General features: G+C 47.7%; 18 protein-coding genes and 1 tRNA gene. 11 read left to right on the plus strand and 8 right to left on the minus strand.

Annotated features, from left to right (window positions below):
* Window positions 1-5 precede the first annotated feature (5 nt).
* Both asd and mscM read left to right on the plus strand, forming a co-directional pair.
* Window positions 6-935, plus strand: coding sequence for an archaetidylserine decarboxylase (gene asd, locus MKR94_RS05295; protein ID WP_241645897.1), 930 nt, complete (start codon window positions 6-8; stop codon window positions 933-935).
* A gap of 16 nt (window positions 936-951) precedes the next feature.
* Entirely contained in the window at window positions 952-4,275 is a 3,324-nt protein-coding gene (gene mscM / locus MKR94_RS05300; RefSeq protein ID WP_241645900.1) for a miniconductance mechanosensitive channel MscM, read from the plus strand.
* A gap of 35 nt (window positions 4,276-4,310) precedes the next feature.
* Here mscM and epmA read toward each other — a convergent pair whose 3' ends face one another.
* The 3 genes from epmA to efp form a co-directional block, all read right to left on the minus strand.
* Window positions 4,311-5,291, minus strand: coding sequence for an elongation factor P--(R)-beta-lysine ligase (gene epmA, locus MKR94_RS05305; RefSeq protein WP_048912806.1), 981 nt, complete (start codon window positions 5,289-5,291; stop codon window positions 4,311-4,313).
* Window positions 5,292-5,381: 90 nt separating this feature from the next.
* On the minus strand, window positions 5,382-5,513 hold the full coding sequence (locus MKR94_RS05310) for an entericidin A/B family lipoprotein (RefSeq protein ID WP_099823467.1): 132 nt from the start codon (window positions 5,511-5,513) through the stop codon (window positions 5,382-5,384).
* Between the two features lie 45 nt (window positions 5,514-5,558).
* Window positions 5,559-6,125, minus strand: a complete 567-nt coding sequence (efp, locus tag MKR94_RS05315; protein WP_099823466.1) for an elongation factor P — start codon at window positions 6,123-6,125, stop codon at window positions 5,559-5,561.
* A gap of 39 nt (window positions 6,126-6,164) precedes the next feature.
* Between efp and epmB the strand changes: the two genes are divergently transcribed.
* Together epmB and MKR94_RS05325 are read left to right on the plus strand one after the other, a co-directional pair.
* Window positions 6,165-7,193, plus strand: a complete 1,029-nt coding sequence (gene epmB, locus MKR94_RS05320) for an EF-P beta-lysylation protein EpmB (protein WP_241645904.1) — start codon at window positions 6,165-6,167, stop codon at window positions 7,191-7,193.
* Between the two features lie 50 nt (window positions 7,194-7,243).
* Window positions 7,244-7,672 carry a DUF1090 domain-containing protein gene (locus MKR94_RS05325; RefSeq protein ID WP_241645905.1) on the plus strand — a complete coding sequence of 143 codons (429 nt, stop codon included), beginning with the start codon at window positions 7,244-7,246 and terminating at the stop codon, window positions 7,670-7,672.
* Between the two features lie 51 nt (window positions 7,673-7,723).
* Here MKR94_RS05325 and MKR94_RS05330 read toward each other — a convergent pair whose 3' ends face one another.
* The 4 genes from MKR94_RS05330 to MKR94_RS05345 form a co-directional block, all read right to left on the minus strand.
* A complete protein-coding gene (locus MKR94_RS05330; protein WP_241645906.1) occupies window positions 7,724-8,077 on the minus strand; it encodes a DUF4156 domain-containing protein in 354 nt (117 codons plus the stop codon).
* A gap of 332 nt (window positions 8,078-8,409) precedes the next feature.
* Window positions 8,410-10,056: a chaperonin GroEL gene (gene groL / locus MKR94_RS05335; protein ID WP_048911343.1), complete on the minus strand. Its 1,647-nt coding sequence runs from the start codon at window positions 10,054-10,056 to the stop codon at window positions 8,410-8,412.
* Window positions 10,057-10,098: 42 nt separating this feature from the next.
* Window positions 10,099-10,392, minus strand: a complete 294-nt coding sequence (locus MKR94_RS05340; protein WP_048911342.1) for a co-chaperone GroES — start codon at window positions 10,390-10,392, stop codon at window positions 10,099-10,101.
* 218 nt (window positions 10,393-10,610) lie between these two features.
* Window positions 10,611-11,087 (minus strand): FxsA family protein, encoded by a 477-nt coding sequence (locus tag MKR94_RS05345; protein WP_241645908.1) that lies wholly within the window; start codon window positions 11,085-11,087, stop codon window positions 10,611-10,613.
* A gap of 420 nt (window positions 11,088-11,507) precedes the next feature.
* Here MKR94_RS05345 and aspA point away from each other — a divergent pair, with 420 nt between their 5' ends.
* The 4 genes from aspA to MKR94_RS05365 all read left to right on the plus strand — a co-directional run bounded on the left by aspA (window position 11,508) and on the right by MKR94_RS05365 (window position 16,546).
* A complete protein-coding gene (gene aspA, locus MKR94_RS05350) occupies window positions 11,508-12,938 on the plus strand; it encodes an aspartate ammonia-lyase (protein WP_241645909.1) in 1,431 nt (476 codons plus the stop codon).
* 110 nt (window positions 12,939-13,048) lie between these two features.
* On the plus strand, window positions 13,049-14,746 hold the full coding sequence (locus MKR94_RS05355) for a protein-disulfide reductase DsbD (RefSeq protein ID WP_241645912.1): 1,698 nt from the start codon (window positions 13,049-13,051) through the stop codon (window positions 14,744-14,746).
* A gap of 253 nt (window positions 14,747-14,999) precedes the next feature.
* Window positions 15,000-16,319, plus strand: a complete 1,320-nt coding sequence (locus MKR94_RS05360; protein ID WP_241645914.1) for a CitMHS family transporter — start codon at window positions 15,000-15,002, stop codon at window positions 16,317-16,319.
* Window positions 16,320-16,470: 151 nt separating this feature from the next.
* Window positions 16,471-16,546, plus strand: a tRNA-Phe gene (locus MKR94_RS05365).
* Between the two features lie 241 nt (window positions 16,547-16,787).
* On the opposite strand, the gene MKR94_RS05370 is transcribed toward MKR94_RS05365, so the two are convergent.
* Window positions 16,788-17,429 carry a TetR/AcrR family transcriptional regulator gene (locus MKR94_RS05370; protein ID WP_241645916.1) on the minus strand — a complete coding sequence of 214 codons (642 nt, stop codon included), beginning with the start codon at window positions 17,427-17,429 and terminating at the stop codon, window positions 16,788-16,790.
* A gap of 117 nt (window positions 17,430-17,546) precedes the next feature.
* On the opposite strand from MKR94_RS05370, the gene MKR94_RS05375 reads away from it, so the two are divergent.
* From MKR94_RS05375 to MKR94_RS05385, 3 genes are all read left to right on the plus strand, one after another.
* Window positions 17,547-18,200 carry an O-methyltransferase gene (locus MKR94_RS05375; RefSeq protein ID WP_241645918.1) on the plus strand — a complete coding sequence of 218 codons (654 nt, stop codon included), beginning with the start codon at window positions 17,547-17,549 and terminating at the stop codon, window positions 18,198-18,200.
* Between the two features lie 72 nt (window positions 18,201-18,272).
* Window positions 18,273-19,619 carry a hypothetical protein gene (locus MKR94_RS05380; protein WP_241645920.1) on the plus strand — a complete coding sequence of 449 codons (1,347 nt, stop codon included), beginning with the start codon at window positions 18,273-18,275 and terminating at the stop codon, window positions 19,617-19,619.
* A 26-nt stretch (window positions 19,620-19,645) separates the two neighbouring features.
* Complete coding sequence (locus MKR94_RS05385) at window positions 19,646-21,106, plus strand: prolyl oligopeptidase family serine peptidase (protein ID WP_241645921.1); 1,461 nt, start codon at window positions 19,646-19,648, stop codon at window positions 21,104-21,106.
* Window positions 21,107-21,155: the final 49 nt, after the last annotated feature.

Consider the following 21,155-nt stretch of genomic DNA (forward strand, 5'->3'; position numbering starts at 1 on the left):
CGCCCGTGTTAGACAAGTTGAAATTAGGTATTAACGCTCTTCTTCCTAAGAAACAGCTCACAGAACTTGCCGGCTGGGGAGCAAGTCGCCAAGCAGGCTGGCTAACCAAGGCCGTTATTGATCTTTTTGTCTGGTATTACAAAGTCAATATGCAAGAAGCCGCTAAGCCCGATACCGCGAGCTACCGCAGTTTTAACGAGTTTTTTGTCCGTCCGTTAAAGGATGAAGCTCGGGTCATTGATCATTCAGCGAATATTCTCGTCCAACCGGCTGATGGCGCAGTCAGCCAATGTGGACGTATCGACGAGAATCAAATTTTTCAAGCCAAGGGGCACTACTACACGTTAGAGGCCCTGCTCGCAGGAAATGAAGAGCGTGCGCAGCACTTTTACAATGGCCAGTTTGTTACCACTTACTTAGCCCCACGTGACTACCACCGTGTGCATATGCCGTGTAATGGTATCTTACGTGAAATGGTCTATGTCCCAGGTGATCTGTACTCTGTTAATCCTCTGACTGCCCAAAATATTCCCAATCTCTTCGCCCGTAATGAACGCGTTATATGCTATTTCGATACCGATATAGGGCCTATGGTGCAAATTCTAGTGGGCGCAACCATTGTTGGGAGTATTGAAACCGTGTGGGCCGGTACTATTACTCCGCCGCGTGAAGGCGTTATTCAACGCTGGCATTATCCTCAAGCTGAGGAAAAAGGCGCGATTGTTCTACTTAAGGGCCAAGAAATGGGCCGCTTTAAGTTGGGTTCTACCGTCATCAACTTATTCGCTGCCGATCAAGTCCGTCTGAGCGAAGCCTTAGAAGCCCAAGCCCCAACAAGAATGGGTCAGCCTTTGGCTGAAAAAATTGCTGTTCAAGCACCTACCTCAACCCCACCACACAATAAAAGTGGCGTGGTAGAACAGACCGAAGCCTAAGATAGAGGGCCTGGCAGTGCGTATATTATCCGTTATTCTACTGAGCTTAGGGCTTAGTACTACTTTCGCTAGTGATGCGCTGCCTGAACCCCCTCAGATTCGGCAGGCTCTGGAACAGGCGCAGAATAGTAAAAACCCTGCGGCACAAACCGAGACGATTCAAGCATTAAAGAGTGCGCTGGATTACACTAACCAGCGCAACCAATCGATTGAAAATGCGAGGCAATACCAGCAGATCATCGACAATTACCCGCAACTTGCGGCGACCTTACGCCAGCAAATCACCACACTAAATGAGACGAGCAAACGCGTCAATCCTGCACTAACCAGTAGCGATATTGAACAGGAAATCTTACGTGTCAGCAGCCAGTTATTGGAAGAAGGCCGCTTAGCACAACAGGAGCAGGACCAAGCTCGGGAAATCAGCGACTCTCTCACCCAACTTCCCAGCGACCAGACGGATGCGCGACGGGCGCTTTCTGAAAGCGATCGTCGCTTACAGAATTACCAAGTCTCCTCTACGCCATTGGGCCAAGCCCGGGGCAACGCCTATGAGGCAGAAAATGCCGCCAACAAAGCACGGGTCAATGAGCTTGAGCTGGCGCAGCTTTCTGCCAATAATCGGCAAGAGCTTGCAAAATTACGCGCGGAGTTTCATCAAAAAACGATTGCTCAGCTCGATGCGTATTTACAAGCCTTGCGTACCCGACAAAGCGCGCTCCGCCAAGATGAAGCACAACGCGCCTTGGAACGTACTGAACAACTGGCAGAAAATAGCGGCGACTTACCGCCGGTTATCCATGAGCAATTTACCGTTAACCGTGAGCTATCGGCTGCACTGAACCAGCAAGCCCAACATATGGAACTTGTCTCTTCACAGCAGCGGCTGGTCGCTAACCAAACTCAACAAGTACGCCAAGCACTCTCCACTCTACGCGAACAATCACAGTGGCTAGGTGAGTCGACCCTATTGGGCGAGGCGCTACGCGCGCAAGTGGCTCGCTTACCTGATGCGCCAAAATCTCAGCAAATCGATAGCGAAATGGGGGAATTACGTGTTCAGCGTCTGCATTACGAAGACCTGCTGGCTCGTCAACACGCGCTGCGTGAGACACATCAAGCGAGTGGTAAGTCGATAACCAGCGAGCAACGCCGAATTTTAGATTCACAGCTCAATACGCAAGGTGAACTGCTCAATTCATTGATTTCAGGTTGTGATGCATTAATTCTAGAAATCACTAAACTAAAAGTTGCCAATACCCAGTTACAAGATGCCTTGGGTGATGTCACGGATGCTACCCACCGTTACCTCTTCTGGACGGCGGATATCAATCCGATTAGCCTGCATTACCCCCTACAGGTCGTGCAAGATCTAACAAGATTATTATCTTTAGACAGTTTGGGACAATTGGGTAAAGCCTTGGTGATGGTGGCCACCAGTCGGGAGTCTATTTTACCTGTTATTGGCGCGCTAATATTAGTGATCATCAGCCTAAGTTCACGTCGCCACTATCATGCTTTCTTAGCGCGATCGGCCAGCCGCATTGGTAAAGTGACCCAAGATCGCTTTTCCCTAACATTGCGCACGGTATTTTGGTCAATATTGGTCGCCCTCCCCTTGCCGGTACTGTGGGCGACACTCGGTTATGGGTTACAACGCGCTTGGCCTTATCCGATTGCTGTCGCTGTGGGCGATGGCGTGACCGCGACCCTGCCCTTACTGTGGGCCTTTATGATTAGCGCAACCTTTGCGCATCCTAATGGTTTGTTTATCGCCCACTTTCGTTGGCCATCACAAGCAGTATCGAGAGCGGTACGCTACTACTCCCTCAGTATCGGCTTTATCGTTCCCCTTACGATGGTATTAATCACTTTCGATAATATTGAAGAGCGTCCCTTTACTGCCTCATTGGGCCGCCTCAGTTTTATTCTGATTTGTATCGCGTTAACTATTGTTTCCAATGCACTGCGCCGTGCTGGCTTACCGCTCTACTTTGACCGCCAGGGGAATAGCAACAATATGGTCAACCGCTTATTGTGGGACCTGATGATCGTTATCCCACCGGTGGCCATTATTGCTTCCTTACTCGGGTATCTTGCGACGGCGCAAGCGCTGTTAGCTCGAGTTGAAAGCTCGGTGGGGATCTGGTTTGTGCTACTGATCGTTTACCATATCATTCGGCGTTGGATGCTGATACAACGCCGACGAATCGAATTTGATCGCGCACGTCAGCGGCGAGCCGAAATTCTCGCCAGCCGAGCGCGAAATCATCAAGAAGATGACAGCGCTGCGCTGAATAGTGAAAGCCAAGAGACAATCGAAGAACCTGTCATCGATCTTGATACGATCAGTGCACAGTCGCTACGCTTAGTGCGCTCGCTGCTCGCGCTCGTGGCGCTTTTTGCCTTAATCCTTCTCTGGTCAGAACTACACTCCGCCTTCGCCTTCCTTGAGAACATCCCACTTTGGGGAGTAACCTCCTCGATTCAAGGTGTTGAGAGCGTGCAAGACGTCACGTTAGGGGCCGTGTTAATCGCTATCTTAGTGTTGATCATTACGCTGCAACTGGTCAGAAATATGCCAGCGATGCTAGAACTCGCCATCTTGCAGCATCTCAACCTTGCGCCAGGAACAGGCTATGCCATCACCACGCTAACCAAGTACTTGCTGATGATTATCGGCGTCATGATGGGCTTCTCGATGCTGGGTATCGACTGGTCTAAGTTGCAATGGTTAGTCGCGGCAATGGGTCTGGGATTGGGCTTCGGTTTACAGGAAATTTTTGCAAACTTTATTTCGGGTCTGATTATTCTATTCGAAAAGCCGATTCGGATTGGCGACACCGTTACCCTACGAGACTTGACCGGCACTATTTCACGCATCAATACCCGAGCCACCACCATTACCGATTGGGATAGAAAAGAAATTATTGTACCGAATAAGGCCTTTATTACCGAGCAGTTTATTAACTGGTCATTATCCGATGCGCATACTCGGGTGGTGTTAAATATTCCTGCGCCACCGCATGTAAGCAGTGCCGTGGTGACGGATTTACTGCTGGCAGCCGCAAACCGCTGTAGTTATGTCTTAAAAACACCTGCAGCAGAAGCATTCTTAGTGGATATTCATCAAGGTATTCAACTATTTGAATTAAGAATTTATGCCGCAGAGATTGGCCACCGTATGCCATTGCGTCACGACCTGCATCAACAGATCCTGAATAGCTTTAGCGAACATAATATAGAGCTGCCTTATCCGCCGGTTCAGGTAAGAATGGAACAAGTCGGTAAATCAGCAGCCGCTATGCAGTCAACCCAGTATCAAGCGGGTGGCCTATAAGACCGTTAGCCAGTCACCCTGACTGGCTAACATGATTAGCTATTCTCGACAGTAAAGGCCATCACCTCTTTTAAAGAGTCGGCCTTCAATGCCAGCATCACCAAGCGATCAATCCCCAATGCCACCCCTGAGCAGTCCGGCATACCGGCGGTCAATGCCGCCAATAGACGCTCATCGATTGGGTGTTCAGGTAACCCCATCAGCTGACGTCGACGGTTATCCGCCATAAAACGTTGGCGCTGCTCGTCACTATTGGTCAACTCACGAAAACCATTGGCTAATTCCACGCCCTTAAAATAGACCTCGAAGCGCTCGGCTACACGATGATCTTCGGTGCTGATCTCAGCTAATGCTGCTTGGGAGGCAGGAAAGTGATAGACGAAAGCCGGTTTATTCTCTTGGCCGATCTGCGTTTCTACCCCAAGCATAAATAATAACTGCAGCACGGTATCGCGATCCTCTTCTCGCTCGACGAGCTCTCCAACGCCTAGCTTCTCGGCGCAGGCCACTAATTGCTCTTTATCGGCCGTAAGCGGATCGAGACCTAAATAGCGTTGGAAAGCTTGTTGGTAGGAGAGCGTTTCTGCAGGTTCGCACTCGATAATCTGTTGCAGTAAATCGTCCACTTCATTCATCAAACGATACATATCGTAATGCGGGCGATACCACTCCAGCATTGTGAACTCAGGATTATGATGCCGCCCAGCTTCCTCATTACGGAAACAACGACTCATTTGATAGATCGGTCCGCTGCCCGCAGTCAGCAAGCGTTTCATATGGTATTCAGGACTCGTCATTAACCAGAGATCGCGCCCTTGTGCCGCGCCGGGTCCGACAAAGCGGGTTGTAAAAGGTACCAGATGAATATCTGTCACCGTCGCTTGGCTCATTGCAGGGGTTTCGACTTCCAACACTCCACGATCAGCAAAGAAACGCCGAATATCGGCCAGCAAATTTGCACGCTTCAGCAGATTGGCAATGGGCGCACTCGGCTGCCATAAGTCCGATTCATTCATCAATATTGTCCTTCAAAAAAGTCGTATGGGACGGTACGTCCGCATAGTGGGTGTTCGCTGGCTAAAACGGTGAAAAGGGGTGATAGGCTATCAACTCGCAACGTGCGAAATGGCGTGACCTAGGCCTGAAATATCCTCGCCCATCCCACGAAACGTATTGCAAGCGGTGAGCGACGCGCCGAGCAGAAATAAAATAGCCACTCTTATTACTAATGATTTCATCGCGCATTACCTATAAAAAAACGCGCCATCAAGGCGCGCTTAGACTTACTTGACGCGTGAGACGTATTCGCCAGAACGCGTATCAACACGAATAACTTCACCAATCTGAACAAACAAAGGTACTTTCACGACAGCACCGGTTGTTAATTTAGCTGGCTTACCACCGGTTCCTGCTGTGTCGCCTTTTAGACCTGGGTCAGTTTCGACGATTTCAGCTTCAATGAAATTTGGTGGAAGAATGCTAATCGGGTTACCATTCCATAAAGTAACGATACATTCAGCTTGGTCTTGTAACCAGATGCCATTTTCACCGACTGCTTTAGCGTCTGCAGCGAGTTGCTCGAAAGTGTTGTTGTTCATGAAATGCCAGAACTCACCGTCGTTGTAGAGGTAAGTTAAGGTCACATCAACAACATCAGCACCTTCTGCTGAATCGGTTGATTTGAAGGTCTTTTCAATCAATTTACCGGTTAACAGACGACGCATTTTTACGCGTGCGAAAGCTTGGCCTTTACCGGGTTTAACGAACTCACTTGCTTCGATAGCATAAGGTTCGTTGTCGAACATGATTTTAAGACCGTTACGAAAATCGTTGCTAGAATATGTTGCCATGAAGGCCCTCTATAAATAATCACTGGTATGAAGCCAAAAATGGCAAACATTGTAACCCTAAATACCCCTGCGAGAGAAGATTGGTTGCAGCAACTTGCAGACGTTGTAACAGAACCTGCTGAATTACTACAACTTTTAAATCTCGATCACCTCCCTGAACTTCAGGCAGGCCATGACGCACGCCGTTTATTTGCACTGCGTGTACCCCGTGCATTCATTCGTCGAATGGCTCAAGGCGATCCTAACGATCCCCTATTACGCCAAGTCGTCACTCAAGCTAGCGAGTTTACTGTAACGCCTGGCTATTCGACTGATCCATTGGATGAACAAACCGCAGCAGTACCTGGGTTACTGCATAAATACGTTAACCGTGCGCTGTTATTAGTCAAAGGTGGCTGCGCAGTAAACTGTCGGTACTGTTTCCGCCGCCATTTCCCGTACCAAGATAACCAAGGTAATAAGCGCAATTGGCAAGTCGCGCTTGATTATATCCGCCAACACCCAGAATTAAACGAAATTATCTTCTCAGGGGGAGATCCTTTGATGGCGAAGGATCATGAGTTGGATTATCTAATCGGTGAATTGGAAGCTATCCCTCATGTTCAACGCTTACGGATCCATTCGCGTTTACCGGTCGTGATTCCCGCTCGTGTCACAGAAAATTTGTGCCAACGGCTTGCGGCGACTCGTTTACAAGTGGTTATGGTAACCCACGTCAATCATGCTCAAGAAATTGATGCGGAGTTCGCTCAAGCAATAGCACGCCTAAAGACCGCTAACGTTACCTTGCTGAATCAAAGTGTTTTATTGCGCGATATCAACGACGATGCCACCATTCTTGCTAACCTAAGTAACCGTCTGTTTGAAGTCGGAATTCTCCCGTACTACCTCCATGTTTTGGATAAAGTACAGGGCGCCGCACACTTTTATGTTTCCGATGAACAAGCGCGTATCATTATGCATGGCTTATTGAGTAAAGTGTCAGGCTATCTGGTCCCCCGTCTTGCTCGGGAAATCGGTGGTGAACCGAGTAAAACGCCCTTGGACTTACAGCTCCGGCAGGTGTAATTGGCGTAATCACCCTAACTGACGGTAAATCTTTTATGAAAGGAATATCAATGAAAAAGCAATTATCTGTTCCGTTACTCTCTCTTGCTGCCCTGCTAATGACCCAGCAGGCCTTTGCTGTGCAAACCTGTGCCCAAAAAGAAGCAGCGTTGAACGAACAGCTCGGTTACGCACAACAGCATAATAATAGCCATCAAGTCACCGGCTTGAAAAAAGCCTTAGCAGAAGTTAAAGAGAACTGTACGGCGTCAAGCGTTCGCCAGGATGCAGAACAAGACGTTGAAAAACTGCAGCGCAAACTGAAAGAGAAACAACAGGATTTACAAGAGAGTCAACAAGACCTTCAAAAAGCGACCGCGAAGAACAACGCGGAGAAAATGGCTAAATACCGAGGCAAAATCGCCGAGAAACAAGCAGATATTGAGAAAATCACCACTGAGTTACACCAAAAGCAACAAGGTTTACGCGCCCTCAACTAGGGCTATCGACAAGCGTATCAACCCAGTTTGATACGCTTGGTCGTTAAATCATTATGGGCACTTATAGACTTGGCCGGACATCTTCGTCGCGACGGGCACGAAGCTTGACACTAAGCTAAGCCCCGGCGTACTTGCGTTATAGATCACGTTACCGCCCATTTCTGCTGCACGATTACGTAAGTTATTTGCCGCACCACGCAGAGAGTTACCCCCTTCGATTTGCTGACCAGAAAACCAATTACTCTGCTCACCACTCGCTGTGCCGATATAATGGCATTCCGCGCCAGGTTGCTGGTCCACAAAGCGCACATTCTGCCCCGCCGCGTTCAATTGATTACCGGACGAACTACAGCCCGCGACAACAAGCACTGCTACGAAACCCGGAATGACTGAAAGTAAACGCATTTTATTCCTCGTTATTATACGTATTAGAGTATTACCTGGTGCCTAGTTAGGCTTTACAACGTTTTGGCTTACTTAAGAGCCGTTAGAATATCGGCAATTATCGTTAAATTCCAGCCATGCTATGAAAAGTCTGACTTCCGGCAGTGCCCTATCGTAGCGATTTTTCGGTTAAAAGCTAAGCATAGTTGAGTTTCAATAATCTTACAGACTACGCGCCTCGCTTATCCGATAGGGATAAAAAAACCCTAGCTTTCGCTAGGGTTTTGTCTGGCTAACTCGACAGCTCATACTGTCTGGCTAGAGAGGCAATGATTGCCAGTGACCGCGTCACCTTACATCATACCGCCCATTCCACCCATGCCGCCCATACCACCGGCAGCACCTAAGTCAGCTTTATCATCTTTAGGCAGTTCGGTGATCATACATTCCGTAGTGATCATCAGGCCAGCAACAGAAGAAGCGTATTGCAGTGCAGAACGCGTTACTTTAGTTGGGTCCAAGATACCGAAGTCGATCATGTTGCCGTATTCTTCTGTTGCCGCGTTGTAACCGAAGTTACCTTCGCCTTGTTTCACTTTATCCGCAACAACAGATGGCTCTTCACCTGCGTTAGAAACGATTTGACGCAGTGGTGCTTCCATTGCACGCAGTGCAACACGGATACCCACGTTTTGGTCTTCGTTATCGCCAGTCAGACCAGTGATTTTCGCTGCAACGCGAACCAGTGCAACACCACCGCCTGCTACAACGCCCTCTTCAACGGCTGCACGCGTTGCGTGTAGCGCATCTTCAACGCGCGCTTTCTTCTCTTTCATCTCAACTTCAGTAGCTGCACCGACTTTCAGAACGGCTACGCCGCCCGCCAGTTTAGCAACACGCTCTTGAAGCTTTTCTTTGTCGTAATCAGAAGTTGCTTCTTCGATTTGTTGACGAATTTGTGTCACACGACCTTTGATATTGGCTTCTTCACCGATACCATCGATGATAGTCGTGGTGTCTTTGTTGATCACAACACGCTTCGCTTGACCCAGATCTTCTAAAGCTGTTTTTTCCAGCTCCATACCAATCTCTTCAGAAATCACAGAACCACCGGTTAGGATTGCGATATCTTGCAGCATCGCTTTACGGCGATCACCAAAACCAGGAGCTTTAACCGCAGCCACTTTTACGATGCCACGCATGGTGTTAACCACTAGGGTAGCCAGTGCTTCGCCTTCGACATCTTCAGCGATGATCAGCAGAGGTTTACCTGCTTTAGCCACCGCTTCCAGTACAGGTAACAGTTCACGAATGTTAGAGATTTTCTTATCTGCTAACAGGATGAAAGGTTGTTCAAGTTCAACTGCACCGGTTTCTGGCTTGTTGATGAAGTATGGGGAGAGGTAACCACGGTCAAACTGCATCCCTTCTACGACGTCTAACTCGTCTTGTAGGCCAGTACCTTCTTCAACGGTGATAACACCTTCTTTGCCGACTTTTTCCATCGCTTGGGCGATCAGGGTACCAACACTGGTATCGGAGTTTGCAGAGATGGTACCGACCTGAGCAACGGCTTTAGAGTCAGAACAAGGGACCGATAGGGTTTTCAGTTGTTCAACTGCCGCGATAACCGCTTTGTCGATACCGCGCTTCAGGTCCATTGGGTTCATGCCCGCTGCGACGGCTTTAAGACCTTCATTAACGATAGATTGCGCAAGAACGGTTGCGGTAGTCGTACCGTCACCCGCCGCATCATTCGCTTTAGAAGCAACTTCTTTAACCATTTGAGCGCCCATGTTTTCGAACTTATCTTCTAATTCGATTTCGCGTGCGACAGAAACACCATCTTTAGTGATAGTAGGAGAACCAAATGATTTATCGAGAACAACGTTACGGCCTTTAGGACCCAGGGTCACTTTTACCGCATCAGCAAGAATGTTTACGCCACGTAGCATTTTAACGCGTGCGTCGTTACCAAATTTTACGTCTTTAGCAGCCATTTTCTATTCCTTCAAAATTTTACAATGAAATATTTCGTGTAATTACGCAGTCACGACGGCGAGAATATCGTTCTCAGAGATGATAAGAACTTCTTCGTTATCAATCTTTTCTGTTTTAGCGCCGTAACCTTCATTAAAGATCACTACATCACCGACTTTTACGTCCAGTGGTTTTACTTCACCATTTTCAAGAATGCGACCATTGCCCACCGCTAACACTTCAGCACGGCTTGATTTACCCGCGGCAGAACCAGTCAATACGATACCGCCTGCTGATTTTGCTTCAACTTCTTTACGCTTAACAATTACACGGTCATGTAATGGACGAATGTTCATTTGATCGTTCTCCTATGAGATAGCTAATCACGCATTATTTTAAATTTGATGCCAATCTGGCTTCGTGACTTCAGAGGTAGGGACGACAGGCTTCACTTTCAAGGGGAGATAAAAAAATTTTTTGAAAAAAATTCCCTATTGAAACGTTTTAGGCTAACAGCGTACGGGCAAGTCAAGCGATATCACGCTAGGGTCAGCTAGCGTGATAAAAGAGGGGATTAATCTACTTTGTGCGTGGACGTACTATCGTCCCGATGGTCAAGACGTTTCTCTTCGCGACGTTCAAACTCCCCTTCCATGGTATAGCCCGAATCTTGGGCCGTTTGGCCGCGGCCGCCCCAAACAGCGATAAAAGGCATCAACTTATGGGTCAGTCGTTGCTGCACGGGCGGAAGTAGCAGTAAGGCACCTAAGAAATCGGTAAAGAAGCCGGGTAATATCAATAAAAATCCCGCCAGAAATAGGGATAATCCCCGCGTCATTTCGGGTGCTGGGTTCTCATTACGGACGAGTTTTTCCTGCATCAAGCGGAAGTTCTTAATACCTTGATTTTTCACCAAAGATAAACCTATTGCTGAGGTGGCTATCACCAGTAACAACGTTAGCAGCACACCAAAAAGGTGAGCGACTTTAATAAAGAGTGATATCTCGATCCATGCCAAGATAAATAAAGCTATAAATGGTAACCAACGCACGGTGGTCTCCTCAAATTCGTAAAAAGGATCGCTGTTCGACCTATCCCCTAATCATGGGTACGTATTACGTTCAATTCAAGGTGATTTCCGCAGAAAGGAGCCTAAAAGGACCACTTTTTTGTCAAAAATTGTCATCTAGAACGGTTAAGCGTGGAATCACTGCCGTAAACAATTCGTTTTTACTATTGTTAAACCTTAGTGCCTATTCATACACTAAGCACAATGATTCGGTAATCACGGTTATCGAGGGATTAAATGTAAAAAAAAAGTTACTATATAGTGATCTGTGTGGCTGAATTTTAAATAAAACAGCCTATGATCGCGTCACGGTTTGCTACGCTTCGCGCAGTACCGGTTAAATTTACACGGCAACATTACCGTCGACATGGAAAACGACGACCCTATTATAAGAAGGCTCTCATGACCAAAAATATTCGTATCGAAGAAGACCTCCTCGGCATGCGTGAAGTTCCCGCTGATGCTTACTTTGGAATTCATACGTTACGTGCGATTGAAAATTTTTATATAAGCAGCAGTAAAATCAGTGACATTCCTGAATTTGTTCGCGGCATGGTAATGGTGAAAAAGGCGGCAGCATTAGCCAACCGTGACCTTAAGACGCTGCCTCGCAGCATTGCCGAAGCGATTATCAAGGCCTGTGACGAAGTCCTGAATAACGGTACCTGTATCGATCAATTCCCTGTAGACGTCTACCAAGGTGGCGCGGGGACTTCGGTCAATATGAATACCAATGAGGTACTGGCCAATATTGGGCTGGAGCTGATGGGTTACCAAAAAGGTGAATATCAACACCTTAACCCTAACGATCACGTTAATATGTGTCAGTCGACCAACGATGCCTACCCTACCGGTTTTCGTATCGCCGTCTACCACTCCCTGCTGAAACTTATAGAAGCCATCACTCAGTTAAGTGAAGGCTTTGATCGCAAGTCAAAAGAGTTTTCCCATATCTTAAAAATGGGCCGTACCCAGTTACAAGATGCGGTACCGATGACCGTTGGGCAAGAGTTCAAAGCGTTCAGTGTGTTACTGAAAGAAGAGACAAAGAGCATTGTGCACACCGCTCAGTTATTGTTAGAAGTCAATCTTGGCGCAACGGCTATCGGCACACGTCTCAATACGCCTGAAGGCTATCAAACGCTCGCGGTTAACTACCTTGCACAGATCACACAACTGCCCGTCGTCGCAGCGGAAGACCTGATTGAAGCGACCTCCGACTGTGGCGCTTATGTTATGGTCCACTCATCATTAAAACGTTTAGCGGTTAAGCTTTCGAAAATTTGTAATGATTTACGCTTACTCTCTTCGGGTCCTCGTGCGGGATTGAACGAGATAAATCTGCCGCAATTACAGGCCGGTTCATCCATCATGCCAGCCAAGGTCAACCCCGTGGTGCCTGAAGTGGTTAACCAAGTGTGCTTCAAAGTGATTGGTAATGACACCACCGTGACGATGGCGGCGGAAGCTGGGCAACTGCAATTAAATGTGATGGAACCCGTGATCGGGCAAGCCATGTTCGAGTCGATTTCCATCCTCAGCAATGCTTGTTACAACCTGCTGGAGAAATGCGTTAACGGTATCACTGTTAACCAAGCTATCTGTGAGTCCTACGTATTTAACTCAATCGGTATCGTCACCTATCTAAACCCTTACATTGGTCACCATAATGGCGATATCGTGGGTAAAATTTGTGCCGAAACCGGAAAAAGTGTGCGTGAAGTCGTGCTCGAAAGAGAACTGCTGACCGAGTCAGAACTCGACGATATTTTCTCTGTAGAGAACCTGATGCATCCTGCCTATAAAGCCAAATTATTTAACGAAGACGCTTAATCACTCTTCTGGCGCACAGCATTGCTGGCTTTTTCAGCAATGCTGTTTTCATGTTATGCTCCCCCACCTCTTTTTCACCACTTTGCCTCTAAACAATAGTGAAGGGTTCAATGAGTTCAGGCCTCTTTATTCGTATATTTTTACTGCTCATAACGTTGTTACCTGTTGGGGCACAAGCCGATCTTTTTGGTCAACAAAAAGGCTTTGTTCCGGTCGATCAGGCATTTGGCTTCGATTTTTCTCAGCAAGCCAATACCGTCACATTACGCTGGCAGGTTAAACAGGGTTACTATCTTTATCGCCAGAAAATCAGTGTAGAGGCTCGCGATGCTTCGCTCGGGGCATGGCAGCTCCCTCAAGGTAAGCCTCACCGTGATGAGTTTTTTGGTGACAGTGAAATTTATCCGCAAGATATTGCACTGTCGGTGCCGATTACTGCTACCCAGCATACTCCTACACTTGTCGTGACCTATCAAGGCTGTGCCGCCGCCGGCTTTTGCTATCCACCGGAGACGAAAACCGTGCCGCTCAATGCCGTGGTAGCCAAGCCTGCCACCGCGCCGTCTGTGCAGCCACAGCCAGCCTCCTCAGGCAATCTACCCTATACGCCACTTTGGGCACTATTAATCGGTATTGGTGTGGCCTTTACGCCCTGTGTGTTACCGATGTATCCGCTGATCTCAGGCATTATCTTGGGTCGTAAACAGCAACTCTCCTTTTCCCGTACAGCATTACTGGCAATTGTTTACGTACAGGGGATGGCGATCACTTACACCCTACTCGGTGTGGTTGTCGCCGCAGCCGGGTTGAAGTTTCAAGCTGCGCTGCAGAACCCAGTGTTATTGGTGCTGCTAGCGGGACTCTTTATTCTATTGGCCTTATCCATGTTTGGCGCGTTTAGTTTACAACTCCCGGCATCACTACAGACGCGTTTAGCCCTGCTGAGTAACAAACAACAGGGAGGGTCGATTGTTGGCGTGCTCTGTATGGGAATTCTCGCCGGGCTAATTTGCTCCCCCTGTACCACCGCGCCGCTTAGCGCCATTTTATTGTATATCGCCCAAAGTGGGCAGGTAATGCAAGGTGCTGGCACACTTTACCTCTATGCATTAGGGATGGGATTACCCCTGATTGTCGTGACATTATTTGGTAATAAGTTGCTGCCACGCAGTGGTCCTTGGATGCAAACCGTGAAAGAAGGCTTTGGTTTTGTGATTCTTGCCTTGCCCGTTTTCCTACTCGAGCGGGTAGTCGGCGAGGTTTGGAGTGAACGGTTATGGGCATTACTGGCTGTCTCGTTCGCGAGCTGGGCGTTTATTTTATCCCTAAAAAGCCCCAAGAATTGGGGACGTTGGCTGGCCTTGGTTTGGTTAGTGCTGGCAGTCATCGCCGCGCGCCCGCTTCAAGAGGCTCTGTTCCCCTCTGCCGTCACCCCAACGGTGACGCCTTCTGCTCAACAATTTACTCCTATCGCAAATCGCCAAGCATTGGAGCAGAAGCTGAACAAACCGCATCAGTCCATCACCATGCTCGACCTGTATGCGGATTGGTGTGTGGCCTGTAAGGAATTTGAGAAATACACTTTCTCTGATCCCAAGGTACAGCAAGCGATGAGTGGTATGCAGCGCCTACAAGCCAACGTGACAAAGAATCAACCGCAAGATGTAGAACTATTATCGTCATTGAAGGTACTGGGGCTACCCACCTTGCTGTTCTTCAATGCACAAGGCCACGAGATCCCAAACTCCCGTATCACCGGTTTCCTCCCGCCCGAGGCATTTATCAAGCAACTGCCTACTGCGGAGTGATACGACAGGGGGAGCGAAACGTTCCCCCTTATCTCACCATCAAGTAAACAGAGATCTTGCTCAAAAAAATAACAAATACCCCCTCATAATTGTTAACAAATAGTTACCAGAATCAATTCCTCCTGATACATTCGTAACAACTAATGCTGACCAATTCAGCATGACGTTAGCGCATACGTTAATCTAACGTGATGATAAATAATTATAAAAATGTGGGAGGCACGACCTCCTACCCAAAATGGAAGGTATTGATATGTTAACAATACTGGGATTCAGCATGGTGATTTGCTTTATGTATCTCATCATGACCAAGAGAATGTCAGCCCTAATCGCACTTGTCCTTATTCCCATCCTATTCGCTCTACTCGGCGGCTTTTACCAAGGCTTAGGCGAGATGATGCTTAAAGGCGTAAAAACCCTCGCCCCCACCGGCGTAATGTTGACGTTTTCGATCCTCTATTTTGGCATCATGATCGATGCTGGGCTTTTTGATCCTTTGGTCAAATTTATCTTACGCATTGTGAAAGGCGATCCCGTTAAAGTATTAGCAGGAACAGCGATCCTGACATTACTGGTTTCTCTGGATGGTGATAGCTCTACCACTTACATGATCGCAATTGCCGCATTCTTGCCGCTTTATCGCAAGCTCGGTCTCAATATCTTGATGATGACCTGTCTAGTCAATCTCGCCAGCGGTATTATGAACCTCTCACCTTGGGGCGGCCCCACCGCTCGGGCAGCAGCGGCGCTCGATATCGATGCCTTAGACATATTCGTTCCCATGTTACCGGCTATCTTTTTAAGCTGCGTGAGTTTAGTTGCCGTCGCGACCTGGTTCGGTATCCAAGAACGTCGCCGCTTAGGCCGACAAGAAGTGGGGGCGTTACACGATATTCAACTTAATCTTGGCGGCGGGACGTTTGAGGAATGCGAGAAAAATAAGCGTCCGAAGATGTTTTGGCCCAATTTACTGCTGACCACCGCGCTGTTGGTTCTGCTTGTTGTCGGTATCGTGCCGATTCAAATTCTCTTTATGGTCAGCTTCGCTTTGGCGGTAATGTTGAATTACCCTAAACTGGCTGAACAGAAAGACCGTATTGCCTCACACGCCGCGAACGTCTTGGCGGTTACCTCGCTGATTTTTGCCGCAGGGGTCTTCACTGGCATCCTGTCCGGCACAGGAATGGTTGATGCAATGGCGAAGTCGGTTCTCTCTATCATTCCCCCCGCTTTTGGTCCGTATTTACCGGTATTCACTGCCCTCATGAGTATGCCCTTCACTTTCTTTATGTCGAACGATGCCTTCTATTTCGGTATTCTTCCGGTGATTGCACAAACCGCCGCAGGTTATGGAATTTCAGCCGAGGAGATCGCTCGCGCCTCAATTATTGGCCAGCCGTTCCACCTTATTAGCCCCTTAGTCCCCTCGCTATACCTACTTACTGGGCTGGCAAAAGTGGATGTTGGCGAACACCAGAAATTTGCCATCAAGTGGGGAATTTTTATCAGCTTGATGCTGATGGTGGGTGGCCTACTCTTCGGGGCTTTCCCGCTTTACCATAGTGGTAACTAACAGCTAAGAAGAGTTTCCGGCCTAAGGAAGCCCTTTTAATGTTGATTTCTTCCGCAAGTTGCCTAAAAACAGTGCAAACAGCCAAGATATTACCAATTTTCACCAAAAGATATTGACGCCAATGCCGGATTACGGTTTAATGCGCCCCGTTGCCCGAATAGCTCAGTCGGTAGAGCAGGGGATTGAAAATCCCCGTGTCCTTGGTTCGATTCCGAGTTCGGGCACCACTCTTTCAAAGGCCTCGCAGAAATGCGGGGCTTTGTCGTCTCTGGGAAACTCTGCTCAAGTATCCCCTACCTTTTGCGGCTGTGACTGACGTAACGTTTTATAGCTTTATCACTTTATTCACGCTTAATAAGCCTTATTAAGAAAAGCAGATAAAAAAAACGAGTGATGGCTAAAGCTTTGATGTTGCCCTCGGTTAGCTTGTTACGTCAGACAGCAACGCTGCTAGCGTGTAAAGTCGCTTTATAGCCACCCCATACCAAGCAGAATTATTTCAATACGTTTTTTAATATGGCTAGTCACTTTATTTCGGTCTTTCACCTCTAACTCTCTGCGATGTGGTAATAAAGCCCCGAAAACAACATCCATAAGTAAACCCGCTAACACTTCAGCGTCTTCAAGCAACAGCCCATGCACTTCAGCCGTCTTCTGTAACCATTCCATCAGTAATTCACGCGATCTGACTGCCTTTGTCTCGTAGAGATAATCCGAAATCTCTGGAAAGAGAATCGCTTCTCGTGTCATTAGTCGTAGGATCGCTTCACGTTCCAATATCTCATCATGACTGATATCAAGACGGAAAATACGAAATAGACTTTCCTTTAAAGAGCATTGCTCATCGGATGGCCTTGGAAGATCAACTAGCAGATGACAATTTTCACTAATCGTTGCAGCGAAGAGTGTTTTTTTATCACTGAAAGTTTCATAAAGGGTACGTTTAGATATCTTGGCGCGACGAGCAACTTCTGCAGTGCTGGTCTGTGCGAAACCTAATTCAACAAATGCACAATACGCATGTCTAATAATGGCTTGTCGCCGTTGCTTATCGTCTATACTTTTAGAACGGCCACAAACAGGAACGTCCGGAATATCATTCAATTTCATTTTTATTTACAAGATCCAATCAATATCTTTTGATTGTGGTACTTGATAAGTACCATAAAATTAGCGAGGATATTTTCATCAACATGTTCATTATATACTCACCTTAAGGGATCATTGATGGAATCTTCAATAACGAATTATCGCTCTAACGCTCTGCGAGATCCTATCATTTTGTCGGTCCTTGACCAAATGAACGCCCGTCGTAAACGACCAGATTCCACCATGTTTCAAGGATCAGTTGCACCCGATCCAGAATTATTTGCCGATTATGGGTTTTCAATTCATCCTGAGCAAGGTGACTTAATTTACACGCTATGCCGTGCGATGAAAGCGACACATGTGGTTGATTTTGCAACGTCAGTCGGTATGTCAGCCCTCTATTTTGCCGCCGCAATGCGTGATAATGGCGGCGGACAAGTGGTAGGGGCTGAGCTCGTTTCGGCTAAAGCCGACACTGCCTATCGTAATCTTACGGCAGCGGGGCTTGACGCTTATGTCGATATTCGTATTGGTGATGCACGAGAAACACTGAAAGATCTCGGTAAACCAGTAGATTTTGCCCTCATTGACGGCTGGCCTTTAGCGAAAGGTCCAACGTTAGCCAGACAGGTTATAGAAATCATCGCCCCTCAGTTACGAGTAGGTGGTTACGTGCTTAACGATAACGCCGAGTCCGATTTCCTTGAGTATATCCGCGATCCTGCTAATGGATTCATCTCTGTTACTTTACCCATCAAACGCGGTACTGAGCTGGCAGTAAAAATATTCTAAAAAACGGTATGTTTCAGCGTGAACCGGTAGTTTTCCTCGATTCGTTGCCAATGAACAAGGGTAGGCACGACAATGTTTAGTCGCAGAAATTTTCTTGGGGCAGGAGTGAGTTTGGGCATGTTGGCGCTGGCGGCTCCTGCGTTGGGGAGATCAACTTCCAGCAATGACCCGGTATTTAGGGCAGGTGCTGGCCGTGCAACGATTTCCTTATCGGATCTTTTTCCAATCGATGATTTTACCGGGCAACATGATCCCTTGAGTATACGGGTGTTGCTCACAGAAAAGGGTCTTGATAAACAAGCTATAGTGGTCGTCGATATCACTTCTCTCACGAATACTGTCATCACAAAGATGAAGTCTGTTGTAACTGAAATTACGGGTGTGAATGCCAGCTGTATTATGGTTTCTGCCAGTCATTCTTTCTCTACTCCCCATCTTTTTATCGATGACTCGCAAAAGCCCTGCACCCAGCTCCTCTTTCAGGCCTTTATACAAGCCTTAACTCGTGCGGCTCAACACGCAAACGATACTCTACAACCGGCTATTATAGGCTCGGGCAGCGGAGTCAGTCATATTGCCGTCAACCGAGACGTTTTAACACCTTTTGGATGGTGGCTCGGTGCAGACGACGCAGGTTTTACTGATCCAACGGTCGGCGTCATAACCGTTAACACATTATCGCATAAGCCGATTGCCGTACTGGTTAATTATGCCGTACAGCCAGCTGTTATGGATGCTTCGCAAACTGAAACGGGTGGGCGCTTAATCAGCGCTGACCTCGCGGGGGCCGTGAGTCATTATATCGAGCGTCATTTCAATGATGATGCAGTGGCTTTCTATCTCGTCGGATGCGCAGGCGACCAAGCCCCGTATTTCCAAGCAAGCAGGCATCTCGTGTATGGTAATGGAACGGCTGGTCGTCAGGATATACATGAAAAGGGTTTCTTGCTTCTTGAGCTATTGGGGCAAAAACTGGGGGAAGAGGTCGTGAATATTACACAAAATATAAAAATTGATTCCTTTGACAACTTTCGGGTAGTGCGCCATCAAATAATGTTAAAGGGAATAAAATTTACCCCACATAATGCCGCCGTTGGGCCTGTCAGTACTTTTCATTACGTTTCAAGTCAGCCTATCGCCTTCCCAATCACCCTCATACAATGGGGGGATATCATCATCGTCGGTGTCCAACCTGAATTATCCGCTATCTTTGGTGAACGTATCCGTAACGCCTCTCCCTTTACCCAGACATTTGTCGTGACCATGGTTGATGGGGCGGCAAAATATTTACCCGATATATCAGGGTATCAACGCTTCACATACGAAGCTCGGTCGTCGCCTTTTGCGCCGGGTGAAGGTGAGCATGCAGTGCAACGGATTATCACTCTATTAACTGAATTAAGGGCATTACCCGCATAACACTTAACTATATCAAGGAATCTATAATGTCAGAGATGTCGAGAAGAACATTTATGGTCGCGGGGTCTGCGCTAACGGGTGCGCTTTCAACAACGCTAATGCCTCGGGCAAGTATGGCGGCCAATACCAATGGCTTCATGGCTGCTGCAAGCGACAATAAAACGAGAACGCCTAAAGGCCCTGGCCTCCAACGTATCTATGCATTGTGCGAAGTCACAGGCGGTGGTGAGAAGGTGTATGGTATTGCCGCGGAGTATGATGCCGACATTGATCCGCATAGCTTAGATAAAGGGACGTTCAAAGCTGCAGTCATCCCCGCTGCCGAGGGATTTTTCGCAGGGATGCCCAATGAGCCAGACAAAAATGCGACCCAAGCGGCTCCAGTCACGCGCACTATTAGTGCTATCTATACGAACACACAGCCGACATTAATGGATAAATCATCCAGTGTGACAGGCCGATTTGTAATTGTTGAATTCCATCATAATCCTGATCTGAGCCTACCGACCACCGATAGCGATAAAGTGTCGCTGACCCAAATGAAAAGCGTTAAAACCTTGCAGGGCAAGAGCTACGCCGCGAGTCACATCGCTTGGTCAAACGTGGAGGGTAATAGAAACAATACGATTATTCGCGGAGTCGACGACTGGGAACAAAGCCACTGGTGGTGGGACGATACCCGCTCAGCATGGCTCGAATACAGTATTTTTTTACCGAAATCCTTCCTAAAACCTGGCGGTGAAAACCGGTCTTATCCTCTTCTATTGGCGATCACGCACTCAGGCACCAGCTACGATGGAACCTGTTCGCAAACGCTGACCGAGCAATGTATCGCCTCCATTTGGAGTCAACCCGAAGAGCAGGAAAAACGTGAATGCGTAGTGATCACCCCTCGTTATGAACGCACAACAATGAATGACTACTGGGAACATACCAGCGATGTCGAAAATACTTGGCGCCTAGTTCAGTCACTGCTGAGTAATACGTGGAACTACGGTAACCCCAATCTTGATGACCGCCGTGATAAAGTGCTGAAGATCGATGCCTCCCGGGTTTACTGCACCGGATGGTCGATGGGTGCTATGACGTCATTATGGTTAATGGCCAAGCATCCAGATACTTTTGCTGCCGGATTGATTATTGCGGGACAACAACGCCCTAACGATCTGGTGACCTTAGCTCAACAGAAAGTACTGATCATTACTGGTTCAGACGATACAAAATCCACTCCTTGGAATGAAAAATGTGTGCCGGTTTGGGAGCAGTCGGGAGCAAAAGTTATCCGTCCAACTGAGATGCTAGATCCCGATCTTATCTTTCCTATTTCCCAGCAGCAAACACTGAACAGTCAGGTCAAAAACTACCTGGCCGAAGGAGGGAATATAACGTTTCTTACCTTTAAAGGGGTCGATCATATGGCCTCTGCACGGAAATTCTTTTATATCGAGAGCGCCAGAGAATGGTTATTCCGTCAGTCAAAAGCGTAATGGCTCAGGCTTAAGCGTCTCACCTGTGTTCCCGAGGTTTTTTCTAGAA

This window comes from Rosenbergiella metrosideri, assembly GCF_022602565.1.
Taxonomy (GTDB): domain Bacteria; phylum Pseudomonadota; class Gammaproteobacteria; order Enterobacterales; family Enterobacteriaceae; genus Rosenbergiella; species Rosenbergiella metrosideri.